Source organism: Streptomyces sp. NPDC014861 (genome assembly GCF_043081625.1).
Lineage (GTDB): Bacteria > Actinomycetota > Actinomycetes > Streptomycetales > Streptomycetaceae > Streptomyces.
The window spans coordinates 239316-254825 of the sequence record NZ_JBIBWV010000004.1 but is presented as its reverse complement, the minus strand read 5'-3'; the positions used below and the strand labels follow the sequence as shown (position 1 = coordinate 254825).

Here is a 15510-nt window from a genome sequence, read left to right as displayed (position 1 = left end):
GATCAGACGGTCACCTGCGGATACCATCGGACATGGCTGAACCCTGTTCATCAGGTTCCGCGGAACCGTCACCGTCCCGGAAGGGGGCCTCTCGCGTGAGTGTGCTCGACGAGATCATCGAAGGCGTGCGCGCCGACCTCGCAGAGCGGCAGGCGCGGGTCTCCCTCGACGAGCTCAAGGACCGGGCCGCCAAGGCCCCGCAGGCCAAGGACGGAGTCGCCGCACTGCGTGGCGAAGGCGTCACCGTGATCTGCGAGGTCAAGCGGTCGAGCCCGTCCAAGGGAGCGCTCGCGGCCATCGCCGACCCGGCGGGACTCGCCGCCGACTACGAGGCGGGCGGCGCCGCCGTCATCTCCGTCCTCACCGAGCAGCGCCGCTTCGGCGGCTCGCTCGCCGACCTGGAGGCCGTGCGCGCCCGGGTGGACATCCCGGTCCTGCGCAAGGACTTCATCGTCACCGCCTACCAGCTCTGGGAGGCCCGGGCGTACGGAGCGGATCTCGCGCTCCTCATCGTCGCGGCCCTGGAGCAGGAGGCCCTCGTCTCCCTCATCGAGCGCGCCGAGTCCATCGGGCTCACCCCGCTCGTCGAGGTCCACGACGAGGAGGAGGTCGAGCGCGCCGTCGAGGCCGGCGCCCGGATCATCGGCGTCAACGCCCGCAACCTCAAGACCCTCCAGGTCGACCGCTCCACCTTCGAGCGCGTCGCCCCCGAGATCCCGGCCGGCATCGTCAAGATCGCCGAGTCCGGCGTCCGCGGCCCGCACGACCTCATCGCGTACGCCAACGCCGGCGCCGACGCGGTCCTCGTCGGCGAGTCCCTGGTCACCGGCCGTGACCCGAAGACCGCCGTCGCCGACCTCGTCGCCGCGGGCGCGCACCCCGCGCTGCGGCACGGCCGGAGCTGACGGCCGCGCCATGACCTCGCACCGCGTCGCCGCGCCGACCGCCCCGGGCTCCGCCGCCCGCGGGCCGGTCGGGGCGCGCGCGGTCTCCACGGCCGCCCACGCGCGGCTCGCCCGGGGCTGCCGGCCCCGTGGCTGCCGGGCGCCCGCCCGCCGTGTCCACGGCCGCCGGGTCCGGCACTGCATCGGTGCGGAGCCGGGCACGGTGCCCGGCATGCGATGGCGCGCCCGCACCTCACGCGCGCGCCCGTCGTCTCGTTGTGGGCATACGTTCCGCTAGGGCGGAACGGGTGGGCACGACGGAACGGCACCTTCGCGGGTGCCTCCGTACCCGCGCCTGAACCCGCACCACGAGCGCGTCGCGCTTCGGGTGCGGGCCCGGGCCCGGAAAGCCTGGCCCCTGTAGGGGCGCCGCGCGCGTACGAAGCGAGTCACGTCCTTTCACGACCGCATCGCCCCGCGAGGAGCACCATCAGCATGACCAGCGAGTTCTTCATCCCGGACCCGGAGGGCCAGGTCCCGTCGCCCGAGGGCTACTTCGGCGCCTTCGGCGGCAAGTTCATCCCCGAGGCCCTCGTCGCCGCCGTCGACGAGGTCGCCGTCGAGTACGAGAAGGCCAAGAACGACCCCGAGTTCGCCCGCGAGCTCGGCGCCCTCATGGCCGACTACACCGGCCGGCCCAGCGCCCTCACCGAGGTGCCCCGGTTCGCCGAGCACGCCGGCGGAGCCCGGATCTTCCTCAAGCGCGAGGACCTCAACCACACCGGCTCGCACAAGATCAACAACGTGCTCGGCCAGGCCCTGCTCACCAAGCGCATGGGCAAGACCCGGGTCATCGCCGAGACCGGCGCCGGCCAGCACGGCGTCGCCACCGCCACCGCCTGCGCCCTCTTCGGCCTCGACTGCACCATCTACATGGGCGAGGTCGACACCCAGCGCCAGGCCCTCAACGTGGCCCGGATGCGGATCCTCGGCGCCGAGGTCGTCGCCGTGAAGTCCGGCAGCCGCACCCTCAAGGACGCCATCAACGAGGCGTTCCGCGACTGGGTCGCCAACGTCGACCGGACGCACTACCTGTTCGGCACCGTGGCGGGCCCGCACCCCTTCCCCGCCATGGTCCGCGACTTCCACCGGGTCATCGGCGTCGAGGCCCGCCGCCAGCTCCTGGAGCGCGCCGGCCGCCTCCCCGACGCGGCCGTCGCCTGCGTCGGCGGCGGCTCCAACGCCATCGGCCTCTTCCACGCCTTCCTCCCCGACGCCTCGGTCCGGCTGATCGGCTGCGAACCGGCCGGCCACGGCGTCGAGACCGGCGAGCACGCGGCCACCCTCACCGCCGGCGAGCCCGGCATCCTGCACGGCTCCCGCAGCTACGTCCTCCAGGACGACGAGGGCCAGATCACCGAGCCGTACTCGATCTCGGCCGGCCTCGACTACCCGGGCATCGGCCCCGAGCACGCCTACCTCAAGGACAGCGGGCGCGGCGAGTACCGTGCCGTCACCGACGACGCCGCCATGCAGGCGCTGCGGCTGCTCTCCCGCACCGAGGGCATCATCCCGGCCATCGAGTCGGCCCACGCCCTCGCCGGGGCCCTGGAGGTCGGCAAGGAGCTCGGCAAGGACGCGCTCCTCCTCGTCAACCTCTCCGGCCGGGGCGACAAGGACATGGACACGGCCGCGCGCTACTTCGGCCTGTACGACGGGGAGGGGTCGAAGTGACCACCGGAAACCTTCAGCTGCTCGCCGACACCCTGGAGCGCGCGAAGGCCGAGGACCGGGCCGCGCTCATCGCGTACCTCCCGGCCGGCTTCCCGACCGTGGACGGCGGCATCAAGGCGATCAAGGCCGTCTTCGACGGCGGCGCCGACATCGTCGAGGTCGGCCTCCCGCACAGCGACCCGGTCCTGGACGGCCCCGTCATCCAGACCGCCGACGACATCGCCCTGCGCGGCGGCGTCAGGATCGCCGACGTCATGCGGACGGTGAAGGAGGCCCACGAGGCCACCGGCAAGCCGGTCCTCGTCATGACCTACTGGAACCCGATCGACCGGTACGGCGTCGAGCGCTTCGTCCGGGAGCTGGCCGAGGCCGGCGGCGCCGGCTGCATCCTGCCCGACCTCCCGGTGCAGGAGTCCGCGCTCTGGCGGAAGCACGCCGACGAGCACGGTCTCGCCACCGTCTTCGTCGTCGCCCCCAGCAGCAAGGACGAGCGGCTCGCCACCATCACCGCGGTCGGCTCCGGCTTCGTCTACGCCGCCTCCCTCATGGGCGTCACCGGCACCCGGGCGTCCGTCGGCGAGCAGGCCGCCGACCTCGTCCGGCGCACCCGCGTCACCTCGAAGATCCCGGTCTGCGTGGGCCTCGGCGTGTCGAACGCCGACCAGGCCCGCGAGGTCGCCGCCTTCGCCGACGGCGTCATCGTCGGCTCGGCCTTCGTCCAGCGGATCCTCGACGCCGACGGCGACGAGGCCGCCGGACTCGCCGCCGTAAAGGAACTGGCGGCCGAACTCGCGGAAGGTGTGCGCCGCAGCTCCCGACCGGAGTAGTCCATCCGGGTGGACATCGGACCGGGGAGGCGCGGACGCGCCTCCCCGGTTCGTTGCTGTGGGCGTGAGCGAGAAGAACCGTGACGGTAGTAGTACGAGCGCGCGGGAGCGCCTCCAGCAGCAGCGCGAGCGAGAGAAGGCCCGCGAGAAGCAGCGGCGCGTCCTGATCGTGACGGCGGGAGTGGTCGGCGTCCTCGGCCTCGCCGCCGTCGTCGGCGTGATCGCCGCCAACAGCGGCAAGGACGGCGACTCCGCCAAGGCCGGGCCCGTCGTCGCCCCCACCGGCGCGATCGAGGGCGACAAGCCGGCCATCCCCACCGGCACGGCGGACGCCCCGTCCACCCTCCAGATCTGGGAGGACTTCCGCTGCCCCGCCTGCGCCCAGTTCGAGAACGTCATGCGGGACACCATCCACGAACTGGAGGCGGCCGGCGCCGTCAAGACCGAGTACCACCTCGCCACCCTCATCGACGGCAACATGGGCGGCAGCGGCTCGCTGCGCGCGGCGAACGCCGCGGCCTGCGCCCAGGACGCCGGCAAGTTCACCGCGTACCACGACACGCTCTACATCAACCAGCCGCAGGAGACCGACGACGCCTTCGGCGACAACGCCAAGCTGATCGAGCTGGCCGCCAAGGTCCCCGGCCTCGACACCCCGGCCTTCCGCTCCTGCGTCGAGGACGGCACCCACGACGGCTGGGTCGAGAAGTCCAACGAGGCCTTCCAGGCCGGCGGCTTCCGCGGCACCCCGTCCGTCCTGCTCAACGGGGAATCGATCTTCCCGACCAAGGGCGACGAGCAGATCTCGCCGGAGAACCTGAAGAAGTGGGTCGCCGAGGCCAACAAGGGCAAGAAGCCGGGCACCGCCTCCCCCTCGGCGGGGTAGCGGCGGGGTGGTGGCGGGGTTAGTTATCCAGACGTTGCCGGGTGGGCTGCCGGTCCGCCCGCCCGGCAGGGTAGCGTCGGACCTGCCATGGACCTTGCCTACATTCCCAGCCCGTCGACCGGTGTCCTCCACCTCGGACCGATTCCGCTGCGCGGCTACGCCTTCTGCATCATCCTCGGTGTCTTCGTCGCCGTCTGGCTCGGCAACAAGCGCTGGATCGCCCGGGGCGGCACCGCCGGCACCGTGGCCGACATCGCCGTCTGGGCGGTGCCCTTCGGCCTCGTCGGCGGTCGCCTCTACCACGTGATCACCGACTACCAGCTGTACTTCAGCGAGGGTGAGAACTGGGTCGACGCCTTCAAGATCTGGGAGGGCGGCCTCGGCATCTGGGGCGCCATCGCCTTCGGAGCGGTCGGCGCCTGGATCGGCTGCCGCCGCCGGGGCATCCCGCTCCCCGCGTACGCCGACGCCATCGCCCCCGGCATCGTGCTCGCCCAGGCCATCGGCCGCTGGGGCAACTGGTTCAACCAGGAGCTGTACGGCAGGCCCACCGACCTGCCGTGGGCGCTGAGGATCACCGAGAGCGCCAACCGCGAGGCCGGGCTCTACCACCCGACCTTCCTCTACGAGTCGCTCTGGTGCGTCGGTGTGGCCGTCCTCGTCATCTGGGCCGACCGCCGCTTCAAGCTGGGCCACGGCCGCGTCTTCGCCCTGTACGTGGCCGCCTACTGCGCGGGCCGCGCCTGGATCGAGTACATGCGCGTCGACGAGGCGCACCACATCCTGGGCCTGCGCCTGAACGTGTGGACCGCGATCATCGTCTTCGTCCTCGCCGTGGTCTACATGGTGGTCTCGGCGCGGATCCGGCCGGGCCGCGAGGAGATCGTGGAGCCGCGCTCCCGCAAGAAGGCGTCCACCGAGGACGCGGACGCCGCGGAGCAGGCGGAGCGCGACGGGGCGGACGCGGAGCCGGAGGCGGCGGACGCCGCCGACGAGGACGTGGAGAACGGCGCCGGGAACGGCGCGGGATCGGCCGCCAAGAGCTGACGCCGACCCCTCACGCACACGAGGGCCGCCGGGACCGGAGAGGTCGCGGCGGCCCTCGCGCGTGCCCGGGCAGCGGTCAACCGGCGCGGTCCGCGAGGGCGAGGACCCGGTGGGCGCCCGCCACCACCGCCGCGTCCACGAACCGGCCGTCCGCCAGGGCCAGCGCGCCCCGGTCGGTCGTGGCCGCCGCCACCACCGCGCGGGCCGCGTCGACCTCCTGCGGGGTCGGCAGATAGGCCCGCTCGATGACCGGGAGCTGCCGGGGGTGGATGGCCGCCCGTCCGAGGAAGCCCAGCGCCCGACCCCGGGCGCAGTCGGCGGCCAGCGCCTCCAGGTCGCCGATGTCCGGGTGGACCGACTGGACCGGTGGCGGCAGCGCGGCGGCGCGGGCGGCGACCACGACCCGGCTGCGCGGCCAGTCCAGGCCGCTGTCGTCCCGTACGCCCAGGTCGGCGCGGAGGTCGGCCTCGCCGAGGGAGAGGCCGCGGACCGCCGGGTGGGCGGTGGCGATCGCGTACGCGTGCTCCACGGCCAGGGCGCTCTCCAGGAGCGGGTGGAGCGGGAGGCCGGGGGCGAGCTCGGTGATCCGGTGGATGTCGGAGGCGTGGGTCACCTTGGGGACACGGAGGCCGGAGAGGCCGGGGAGGGAGGCCAGGACGGGGATGTCGCGCGGGGTGTGGATGCGGACGTGCACCGGGACGGGGTGGACGTCGGAGAGCAGATCGACGGTGGCGTCGAGGGCGTACGCCTTGCGGTCCGGCGCGACCGCGTCCTCCAGGTCCACGATGACCACGTGGGCGCCGGAGCCGAGCGCCTTGCGGACCACCTCGGGGCGGTCCCCGGGGGCGTACAGCCAGGTGAGGGCGGGGCGACGGGGGACGCGGGGCCGGACGTCGGCGCCGGTGCCGGCGGCGGGGACGCTCATACCGACCCCCGCGCGCGCAGGTGGTCGATCTCGTCCGGTGTGAGGCCGGCCGCCGTGAGGACCTCGTCGGTGTCGGCACCGTGCGGGCGGCCTGCCCAGCGGATGGCGCCCGGGGTCTCGGAGAGCCGGAAGAGCACGTTCTGCATGCGGATCGGCCCCAGCTCCGGGTCAGGGACCTCGGTGACGGTGCCGAGCGCCTGGTACTGCGGGTCGGCGAGGACGTCCCGGACGTCGTAGACCGGGGCGATCGCCGCCTCCGCCTTCTCGAAGGCGTCCATGGCCTCGTCGCGGGTGTGGCGGGCGATCCAGGTGCCGACGGCCTCGTCGAGGACCTCGGCGTGCGCGGCCCGGCCGCTGCCGTCGGCGAACCACGGCTCGTCGATCAGCTCGGGGCGGCCGACCAGGCGCAGCACGCGCTCGGCGATGGACTGCGCCGAGGTGGAGACGGCGACCCAGGAGCCGTCGGAGGTCCGGTAGGTGTTGCGCGGGGCGTTGTTGCGGGAGCGGTTGCCGGTGCGCGGCTGGACGTAGCCGAGCTGGTCGTACCAGAGGGGGTGGGGTCCGATGACGGACAGCATCGGTTCGATGATGGCCATGTCCACGACCTGGCCGTGGCCGGTGGCGGTCCTCGCGGTGAGCGCGGTCATCACGGCGTACGCGGTGGCGAGGGCGGCGATCGAGTCGGCGAGGCCGAAGGGGGGCAGGGTCGGCGGGCCGTCCGGTTCGCCGGTGATGGCGGCGAAGCCGCTCATCGCCTCGGCGAGGGTGCCGAAGCCGGGGCGGTGGGCGTACGGGCCGAACTGGCCGAAGCCGGTGACCCGGGCCAGCACCAGGCGGGGGTTGACCGTGGACAGCTCCTCCCAGCCCAGACCCCAGCGCTCCAGCGTGCCGGGGCGGAAGTTCTCCACGATCACGTCGGCGTCGGCGGCCAGCCGGAGCAGGGTGTCCCGGCCGCCGGGGGTGGACAGGTCGAGGGTGATGGTCCGCTTGTTGCGGCCCAGGACCTTCCACCACAGGCCCACCCCGTCCTTGGCGGGGCCGTGGCCCCGGGACGGGTCCGGCTTGCGGGGGTGCTCGACCTTGACGACGTCGGCGCCGAAGTCGCCGAGCATCATGGCGGCCAGCGGCCCGGCGAAGAGCGTCGCCAGATCGAGGACGCGCAGCCCCTGGAGGGGCGGGGCCTGGGCGGCGGGAGGTGCGGTGGTCATACGGGATCGGCCTCCAGGGACTCGGGCGAGCCGAGGGCGGACTCGATCTCGGTGCGGTACGGCATCGAGGTCGAGGCGCCCTCGCGGCGGACGGAGAGGGCGGCGGCCGTGCCCGCCCAGGCGAGCGCGTCCGGCACCGGGCGGCCCTCGCCGAGGGCGACCGCCAGCGCCCCGACGAAGGTGTCGCCGGCCGCGGTGGTGTCGACGGCCCGCACCCGGGGGGCGGGCACGGTGAGCGGATCCCGGCCGCGCGCCGCGTAGAGGCAGCCGGCCGAGCCGAGGGTGACGACGACCTCGGGGACGGCTTCGAGAAGGGCGAGCGCGGCGGCGCGCGGGTCGGAGCGGCCGGTGAGGGTGGCGGCCTCGTGCTCGTTGGGCACCAGCAGGTCGGTGACGTCGAAGAGGTCGGGCGGGAGCGGCTGGGCGGGGGCCGGGGTGAGGACGGTGCGCACGCCGCGGGCGCGGGCGTGGGCGGCGCCGGCGACGACGACGGAGAGGGGGAGTTCGAGCTGGAGGAGGAGCAGGTCGGCCGTGTCGATCAGGGCCTCGTCGCCGTGGGTGAGGGAGGTGACGGTGGCGTTGGCGCCGGGGACGACGACGATCGCGTTGCCGCCCTCGTCGTCGACGACGATGTGCGCGGTGCCGGAGGCGCCCTCGACCGTGCGGAGCAGGTCCGTGTCGACGGAGCAGTGCTCCAGGACGTCCCGGAGCCGGTAGCCGAACTCGTCCGAGCCGACCGCGCCGATCATGGCGACCTCGCCGCCCGCGCGGGCGGCGGCGACCGCCTGGTTGGCGCCCTTGCCGCCGGGGATCGTGCGGAACGACCGGCCGGTGACCGTCTCGCCGCGCTGCGGGGCCCGTCGTACGTAGGCCACGAGGTCCATGTTGGTGCTCCCGAGCACCACGATGCTGGTCATGGGCGTACTGCCTCCAGGTGGGTCAGGTCGGCGAGGGCGTCGAAGCCGATGCCGTCGAAGGTCGGCACCGAGGTGGCGAGCCGGTTCTTCAGGGGGGAGGTCCAGCGGTCCGGGATCCGGTCGGGGTGCCCGGCGAGGAGGCCGGCGACCGAGCCGGCGGTGGCGCCGTTGGAGTCGGTGTCCCAGCCGCCGGAGACGGCCGCGCAGACGGAGCGGGTGAAGTCGCCTTCCGCATGGGTGAGGGCGGCGGCGAGCAGCGCGCTGTTCGGTACGGCATGGACCCAGTGGTACCCGCCGTACCGGGCGTGCAGCCGGTCGACGACGGTGTCGAGGTCGGGGGTGGCGCGGGCGGCGCGGATGCCGTACCGGACGGCCTCGGCGAGCCGCGAGCGGGGCGGGACGACGGAGAGCCCGGCGGCCAGCGCCCGGTGGACGTCGGTGCCGCCGCCCGCGGCGGCGGCCACGGTCGCGGCGACGAACATGGCGCCGTGGACGCCGCACCCGGTGTGGCTGAGGACGGCGTCCCGGTGGACCTGGGCCGCGGCGGCGGCCGGGTCGCCGGGGTGGGTCCAGCCGTGGACGTCGGCCCGGATCTGGGCGCCGATCCACTCCCGGAAGGGATTGCGGCGGACGGCGGTCAGCGGCGGCTCGACGCCGTCGAGGAGGTTGCGGTAGGCGATCCGCTCGGCGGTGAAGGTGCGTCCCGCGGGGAGTTCGTCCAGCCAGAGGCGGGCCAGGTCGGCGGTGGTGAAGCCGCGGCCGTGGCGGCGGAGGAGGAGCAGGGCGAGGAGGGGGTGGTCGAGGTCGTCGTCCTCCGGCATGCCGTCGATGGTCTCGGCGAGCGAGGTGGCGGCGGAGCGGCGGTTCCAGGGGTGGGCCGCGAGGAGTTCCGGCGGGACCCCGCGCGCGGTGAACCAGTCGTCGAGCGGCCAGTTCCCGGCGGCCCGGGCGAGCGCGCGGATCGCGTCGAGCGGCAGCTTCTCGACGGGCTTCCCGAGCAGGCACCCGGCGGCCCGCCCGAGCCAGGCCGCGTGCAGCCGGTCGCGGAGGGCGGGGTCGGCGCGGGCGCCGGGGACGGTCGGGCCCGCGGGCCGGTCGGGGCAGGCGGCGAGGATCGCGTCGAGTGCGGTGGGCTCGTCGGCGGCGAGGGGGGAGGGGAGGGCGGCGAGTTCGTCGAGCAGTTCCTCGGCGAGCGGCCGGAGGTCGGGCCGGGGGACGGGGGAGGCGCCGGCGGCGGGCGGTGCGGCCTGCCCGCCGGCCGCCGACCACCGCGCCGCGATCTCCCGGGCGTCCCGTCCGTCCTCGGCGGCCTGGCGCAGCTCGTGCCCGACCAGATCCTCGGGCTGCACCCAGGTGAGGCGGACGGGCGCGCCGCCTTCCCGGCGGGGTGCCTCCGCGGGCGGGCCCGCGCGCGACGTCCGCCCGGGGCCGCTCCTGCCGGGCGGCTCGCAGACGGTGCCACGGTTGCCGGGGCGGGCGGGGGCGGCGAGGGAGGGGGAGAGGGAGGTGGTCGGGGGTGTGGCCGGGCCGGGCTCGCGCGCTGTGCCGGTGCCGGGGGCCGGGGCGGGGGCGGGGGTCGGCCGGGGGCCGGTGCCGGTGCCGGTGCCGGGGCCGGGGTTCGGGGGTGCGGTGGTCGGGCCGGGGTTCCGGGGTGCGGTGGTCGGGGTGGGGTTCGTCATCGGGCGGGGCCCGTCAGGGCGGCGCGGGCGGACTCGTGGGCGCGGCGGCGGGCGGTGTCGCGGGCGAAGACCTCGTGGGCCACGGCGGCGAGGGCGGTCGCCGGGGCGCGCAGGTCCAGGCGGCTGGCGTCCGCGACCCGCTTCGCCCAGTCGGCGGGGACGGCCGCCTCGCCGTGCAGGGCGCCGGCGATCGCGCCCGCCATGGTGGCGATGGAGTCGCAGTCCCGCCCGTAGTTGACCGCGCCCAGGACCGTACGGCGGTAGTCGCCCTCGCCGACCAGCAGCATGCCGAGCGCGATCGGCAGCTCCTCGATGGAGTGGAGGCGGGAGGGGCGACGGGCGTCGAGACCCGGGGCGCGGTAGTCGGGGCCGACCGAGTCGTACGGGGCGACCGCGCGGCGCAGCGGGGCCAGGGCGGACTCGAAGTCGTGGTGGCGGTCGGCGACTTCGGCGACCGCCTCGATCGCGGCGCGGGTGCCGTCCTTGGCGAGGGCGAGCGCGGTGTCGACGACCGTGCGCGGGGTGGCGCCGGGGACGCAGGCCGCCGCGACCGCCGCCGCGAGGACCCCCGCCGCCTCGCGGCCGTACGAGGACTGGTGGGCGCCGGCGATGTCCAGGGCCTCGGCGTAGGCGCCGTGCGGGTCGGCCGCGTTGACCAGGCCGACCGGGGCCATGTACATCGCGGCGCCGCAGTTGACGATGTTTCCGGTGCCGGCCTCGCGCGGGTCGGCGTGGCCGTAGTGGAGGCGGGCGACGATCCACTTCTCGGCGAGGAAGACCCGCTGGAGGGGGAGGGCCTCCGCCTCCAGCTCGGGGATCCACACGGGCGTGCCCATGAGTTCGGGGACGAGGTGGTCGGCGACGGCGTACGCGTCGAGGTGGTCGCGGACCCGTTCGTACACCCGGATCAGGGCGTGGGTCATCAGGGTGTCGTCGGTGACGTGCCCGTCGCCCTTGTGGTACGGCGCGATGGGGCGGGCGGTGCGCCAGGAGTCGCCGTTCCAGGGCCCGACGATGCCGGTGACGCGGCCGCCGTGGCGCTCGGTGATCTGCTCGGGGGTGTACCCCTCGACGGGGCCGCCGAGGGCGTCGCCCACGGCGGCCCCGAGGAGACTTCCGGTGATCCGCTCATCCAGTGTGGGTGTCATGTCTGAATTGTCCACCTGGGGGTGCCGGTTCCGTGGTTCCCAGGAGCCCGGCGAGTTCCACCAGATCGGTGCCGGCGAGGCGGGGGAGCGCACAGCCGGAGAGCGTCCGGCAGGCGTCCCGCCAGCTCGCCGGCACCGAACGGCCGCCGCCCAGCGCGCCGGTGAGCGCGCCGGCCAGGGCGGGCGCGGAGTCGGCCACCCGGGAGAGGCAGGCCGCCGCCGGGACCGCGGCCGTCATCGCGCCGCGCGCCGCGACGGTCAGCGCGAGCGCGACGGGGACGGTCTCGGCGGCGGCGATGCCGTAGCTGTAGACGTGGTCGACGATCTGGTGCTCCAGGAGCGGGACGAGCTCGAAGGCCGAATCGGCGGTACGGGCCAGCTTCACGGCGTGCCGGGCGTTGCGGCCGATCTCGGTGACGGGCGGGAGTTCGGCGAGCGCGGCGGCCACGGCGGTGTCGGCGTCCGCGCCGCCGAGGGCCGCGGCGACGGCCGCGGCGGTGGCCCGGGCGCCGTGCACACCGTCGCCGTCCTGGGTGTACCGGGCGTCGAACTCGGCGAGTTCGGCGGCGGCGCGCGGGTCGCCGGGGTGGACGACCGCGAGGACGGCGGCCCGGACGCAGGCGGCGTCGTCGAAGTAGTGCGGGTTGTCGTGGCCGGTGGCGGGCGGACGCAGGCCGGTGGCCAGATTGCCCAGGCCCGCGCGGACCGAGATGCGGGCGCGGAGCGGGAGGACGGCGGACTCGATCTCGGGGGCGCGGTCGGCGGCGGCCGCGATCTGGCCCGCGAGGAGGTTCCAGGCCACGTCCACGGCGGCGCGGAGCCGGCGCTCGCGGGGGAGGGAGGCGAAGAGGGGGCCGGCGGCGGCCAGTACCGCCTCCGCCGTGAAGGCCGCCCACTCGGCGTCGTCGGAGGGCCCGAGGCGGAGGGGCTCGGGGGGCTGGTTCAGGGCGATCGGGACGGGGAGGGTGGTCGTGGCGTTCTGCTCCGCGAAGGTGTCGAGCTCGCGGGTGAGGCGGCGGGTCCACTCGGGCATCCGGGCGGCGCGGTGCCGCGCGGCGGGCCACCCGGCGGCGTCGCCCGCGGCGAGGCCCAGCAGGAGGCCCTCGATCCGGTCGCGGACCGCGGGGGCCCGGTCGGCCGGCCGGTCGGCGGCGGCAGCCCGCGGCGAGGGCTTCCGCGCGGCACGGGGGCCGGGGCCGGGGCCGGTGGCGGTGCGGGTGCGGGTGCTGGTGTCCGGCGCCGGGGGCTCCTGCGTGGCGAGGCCCGTGGTGTCCGCGTCCCTCGCCGGGGGCGCCTGCGCGGCCAGGACCGAGGTACCGGCGCCCGGCACCGGGGCGAGGTGGGGTGCGGCGTCGGTCGCGGGGGTGGGGTGGGGTGCGGTGCCGGTCGTCGGGGTGAGGTGTGGTGCGGCCTCGGTCGTCGGGGCGAGGCCCGGCGCGGTGCCGGCTGCCGGCGCGGTGCCGGCTGCCGGGGCGGTGCCCGGCATCGGGGGGCGCGCCCGCCCTCCGCCGAGCTCTCGGCCTCGCTCGGTCAGGAAGAAACCCCATCGCCCCGCCGAACGATCGCCCCGGGCGGGGGCGTCGGGCGGGGCGTCGTGCCCCGGGTGGGCGGCGGCGGCCGTGGAGAGGACTGTGAGGGTGTCGGCGGGGGTGCGCTGGGTGGTCGGGGTGCCTTGGCCGGTCGGGGTGGTCGGGGTGGCCGGCACGTCGGCGTCGGCTGAGGTGGTGAGGGCCGCGGGGACGGCGGAGGTGGTGGAGCCGGGCGGAGCTGCGGAGGCGGTGGAGCCGGGCGGGGCTGCGGGGGCGGCCGTGGCGGCGGAGCCGGTGGGGGCCGCGGAAGCGGCGGCGCAGGCTGGGGCGGCCGTGGGGTCGGTGGTCATCAGGGGGTCTCCTCTTCCGTCAGGAGGTCGGCGATGTCCAGGACGTGGTGGCCGCGCATGGTGGGCAGGCAGCTCCCGGTCACCGGGGTGATCGCGGAGGCCCATTCCTCCGGGATGGCGCCGATGCCGCCCGCCGCTCCGGCCAGCGCGCCGGCCACCGCCGCCGTCGTGTCGGCGTCGCGGCCCATGTTGACCGCGGTGAGGACGGCCGTACGGAAGTCGCCGCGCGCCGCCGCGAAGGCGCCGAAGGCGAGGCCCACCGCCTCCGGCGCCAGGTCGGTCCACGGGTAGCCGCCGATCACGACCGCCGAGCGGACCTGGCGCTCGCGGGTGAGCGGGTCGGGCTGGACGCGCTGCGCCGCGACCACCGCGCGGCGCAGCGAGCGGGCCGTCCAGGAGTCCATGGGGATGACGGAGAGGGCCGCCGCGATGACCGACGTGACGGTCGCGCCGGACATCGCCGCCGCGACCCCCGCCGCCACCGCCTGGCCGCCGTAGATGCCCTCGCCCTCGTGGCTGACGCTGCCGTCGATGGCGACGAGCCGGGCGGCCTCGGCGGGCCGGCCGGCCGCGAAGACGCCGAAGGGCGCGGCCCGCATGGCCAGTCCGTCCGACCAGGCGTGCCGGTGCTGCGCGGAGATGGGGGCGGCGAGGCCCCGCCGGAGGTTCTCCAGGGTGCCGCGCTCGGAGAAGCCCGCGCCGCGGAACGGGCCCTCGTCGAGGTCGGCGATCCAGCGGTGCCACGCCCGCTCGACGTGGGCGACGGTGAGCGCCGAGCCGTGCCGGGCGAGCAGCAGCGCCGAGAAGATCGCGTACTCGGTGTCGTCGGTGCCCGCGGGACGGTTCGTCAGGAAGCCCTCGATCCGCCCCCACCTGCGGCGGATCTCGGAGGGCTTCATGTTCTCGGCGGGGGCGCCGAGCGCGTCGCCGACGGCGAGGCCGAGCAGCGCCCCCCTCGCCCGTTCACGGGTGTCGCATGTCGTGGTCACCATCTCCGCGCCCCTTTCCTCGGTGCGGGCACCTCTTCGGCGGTACCCCTTCGCCTGGATCTGTGCCACCGCGGGCGGACGACTCGCCGACGGACGGCTTCTGTCACCCGTCTGTCAGTGGGGCGCGTGGTGCTGACGGTGCGCCAGGGAAGGGTCGCCACACTGAGGCGGGCCTTACTAAGTACGGCCTGCCTTGCTGGCGAGCCCCTTACATCGCGCGTATTTTCGAGGGTGTTGGGGGGCGGCGGGAGCGACCCGGCCCGCCGGAACGAGGGGAGAGCCATGTCCATCATCGAAGCCCAGGCACCACTGCACGAGGCCCACCGCGACAACCACACCCACCGCGACGTCAACGGAGGCTGGCTGCGGCCCGCGGTCTTCGGCGCGATGGACGGCCTGGTCTCGAACCTCGCCCTGATGACCGGCGTCGCCGGCGGCTCCGTCTCCTCGCAGACCATCGTCATCACCGGTCTCGCGGGACTGGCCGCCGGAGCCTTCTCCATGGCGGCCGGCGAGTACACCTCGGTCGCCTCGCAGCGCGAGCTCGTCCAGGCGGAACTGGACGTGGAGCGCCGCCAGTTGCGCAAGCACCCGATCGACGAGATGGAGGAGCTGGCCGCCCTCTACGTCTCCCGGGGCGTCGAGCCCGCCCTCGCCCGCGAGGTCGCCATGCAGCTCTCCCGGGATCCCGAGCAGGCGCTGGAGATCCACGCCCGCGAGGAGCTGGGCATCGACCCCGACGACCTGCCGTCGCCCGCGGTCGCCGCCGTCTCGTCCTTCGGCTCCTTCGCGCTCGGCGCGCTGCTGCCGCTGCTGCCGTACCTGCTCGGCGCCTCCGCGCTCTGGCCCGCCGTGCTGCTCGCGCTCCTCGGCCTCTTCGGCTGCGGCGCCCTGGTCGCCCGGGTCACCGCGCGCAGCTGGTGGTTCAGCGGCCTGCGCCAGCTGGTGCTCGGCGGTGCCGCCGCGGCCGTCACGTACGGCCTCGGGATGCTCTTCGGTGCCGCGCTCTGACCGTCGCCCGCGGCCTCCGTGCCGACGGAGACGCCCGAGAGGCCCCCGTGAGGGGCCTCTCGGGCGTTTCGGGGTGCCTTGTCGGGACGAAGGCCGCATCCTCGCTGTGACGAATATCCCTGGCCGGAACCCTCGCGGCGGTGAGACACTATGCACGACGCCACATATGTAGCCGGTTACCCGGCGGTTTCGAACCCGTGTCCAGCGGGAAAGAGGCAGAGGCGTCATCGGGCAACGAAGCCCTCCCGAGACGGACCGGCATCATCCTCGCGGTTCCGTCCCCCCAGCGGAGCAGTCACGGTGCAGTCACTGCCCCCGCACCCAGAGAGAACAGGTGAACGCGCACCACCGCTCCGTATCGGTGGTGTCCGCATGC

14 protein-coding genes are annotated in these 15510 nt (G+C 75.3%); 7 read left to right on the top strand and 7 right to left on the bottom strand.

The genetic code is table 11. From position 1 onward, the window contains the following. The first annotated feature begins 95 nt into the window (after positions 1 to 95). The 6 genes from trpC (at position 96) to lgt (ending at position 5378) form a co-directional block, all read left to right on the top strand. On the top strand, positions 96 to 905 hold the full coding sequence (gene trpC / locus ACF1BN_RS10645) for an indole-3-glycerol phosphate synthase TrpC (protein ID WP_376596544.1): 810 nt from the start codon (positions 96 to 98) through the stop codon (positions 903 to 905). Between the two features lie 10 nt (positions 906 to 915). Then, on the top strand, positions 916 to 1182 hold the full coding sequence (gene trpM, locus ACF1BN_RS10640) for a tryptophan biosynthesis modulator TrpM (protein WP_392331220.1): 267 nt from the start codon (positions 916 to 918) through the stop codon (positions 1180 to 1182). Between the two features lie 197 nt (positions 1183 to 1379). Next, positions 1380 to 2618 (top strand): tryptophan synthase subunit beta, encoded by a 1239-nt coding sequence (trpB, locus tag ACF1BN_RS10635; protein WP_392331219.1) that lies wholly within the window; start codon positions 1380 to 1382, stop codon positions 2616 to 2618. Then, a complete protein-coding gene (trpA, locus tag ACF1BN_RS10630; RefSeq protein WP_392331218.1) occupies positions 2615 to 3445 on the top strand; it encodes a tryptophan synthase subunit alpha in 831 nt (276 codons plus the stop codon). The genes trpB and trpA overlap by 4 nt, the downstream gene beginning before the upstream one ends. Positions 3446 to 3509: 64 nt before the next feature. Next, positions 3510 to 4331, top strand: a complete 822-nt coding sequence (locus ACF1BN_RS10625; RefSeq protein WP_392331217.1) for a DsbA family protein — start codon at positions 3510 to 3512, stop codon at positions 4329 to 4331. 87 nt (positions 4332 to 4418) lie between these two features. Then, positions 4419 to 5378, top strand: a complete 960-nt coding sequence (gene lgt, locus ACF1BN_RS10620) for a prolipoprotein diacylglyceryl transferase (protein WP_392331216.1) — start codon at positions 4419 to 4421, stop codon at positions 5376 to 5378. A gap of 76 nt (positions 5379 to 5454) precedes the next feature. On the opposite strand, the gene ACF1BN_RS10615 is transcribed toward lgt, so the two are convergent. From ACF1BN_RS10615 to ACF1BN_RS10585, 7 genes are all read right to left on the bottom strand, one after another. Further along, complete coding sequence (locus ACF1BN_RS10615) at positions 5455 to 6303, bottom strand: HpcH/HpaI aldolase/citrate lyase family protein (RefSeq protein ID WP_392331215.1); 849 nt, start codon at positions 6301 to 6303, stop codon at positions 5455 to 5457. Further along, entirely contained in the window at positions 6300 to 7511 is a 1212-nt protein-coding gene (locus ACF1BN_RS10610) for a CaiB/BaiF CoA transferase family protein (protein WP_392331214.1), read from the bottom strand. Before ACF1BN_RS10610 ends, ACF1BN_RS10615 begins: the two co-directional genes overlap by 4 nt. After that, a complete protein-coding gene (gene rbsK / locus ACF1BN_RS10605) occupies positions 7508 to 8428 on the bottom strand; it encodes a ribokinase (RefSeq protein ID WP_392331213.1) in 921 nt (306 codons plus the stop codon). Before rbsK ends, ACF1BN_RS10610 begins: the two co-directional genes overlap by 4 nt. Next, a complete protein-coding gene (locus ACF1BN_RS10600; RefSeq protein ID WP_392331212.1) occupies positions 8425 to 10107 on the bottom strand; it encodes an ADP-ribosylglycohydrolase family protein in 1683 nt (560 codons plus the stop codon). Before ACF1BN_RS10600 ends, rbsK begins: the two co-directional genes overlap by 4 nt. After that, positions 10104 to 11255: an ADP-ribosylglycohydrolase family protein gene (locus ACF1BN_RS10595; protein ID WP_392331211.1), complete on the bottom strand. Its 1152-nt coding sequence runs from the start codon at positions 11253 to 11255 to the stop codon at positions 10104 to 10106. Before ACF1BN_RS10595 ends, ACF1BN_RS10600 begins: the two co-directional genes overlap by 4 nt. Beyond that, the gene (locus tag ACF1BN_RS10590) at positions 11236 to 12741 is read right to left on the bottom strand and encodes an ADP-ribosylglycohydrolase family protein (protein ID WP_392331457.1); all 1506 of its coding nucleotides are present in this window, start codon (positions 12739 to 12741) and stop codon (positions 11236 to 11238) included. The genes ACF1BN_RS10595 and ACF1BN_RS10590 overlap by 20 nt, the downstream gene beginning before the upstream one ends. Positions 12742 to 13133: 392 nt before the next feature. Further along, positions 13134 to 14126, bottom strand: a complete 993-nt coding sequence (locus tag ACF1BN_RS10585) for an ADP-ribosylglycohydrolase family protein (protein WP_392331210.1) — start codon at positions 14124 to 14126, stop codon at positions 13134 to 13136. Positions 14127 to 14405: 279 nt separating this feature from the next. On the opposite strand from ACF1BN_RS10585, the gene ACF1BN_RS10580 reads away from it, so the two are divergent. Next, positions 14406 to 15134 (top strand): VIT1/CCC1 transporter family protein, encoded by a 729-nt coding sequence (locus tag ACF1BN_RS10580; protein WP_392331209.1) that lies wholly within the window; start codon positions 14406 to 14408, stop codon positions 15132 to 15134. The last annotated feature ends 376 nt before the right edge of the window (positions 15135 to 15510 follow it).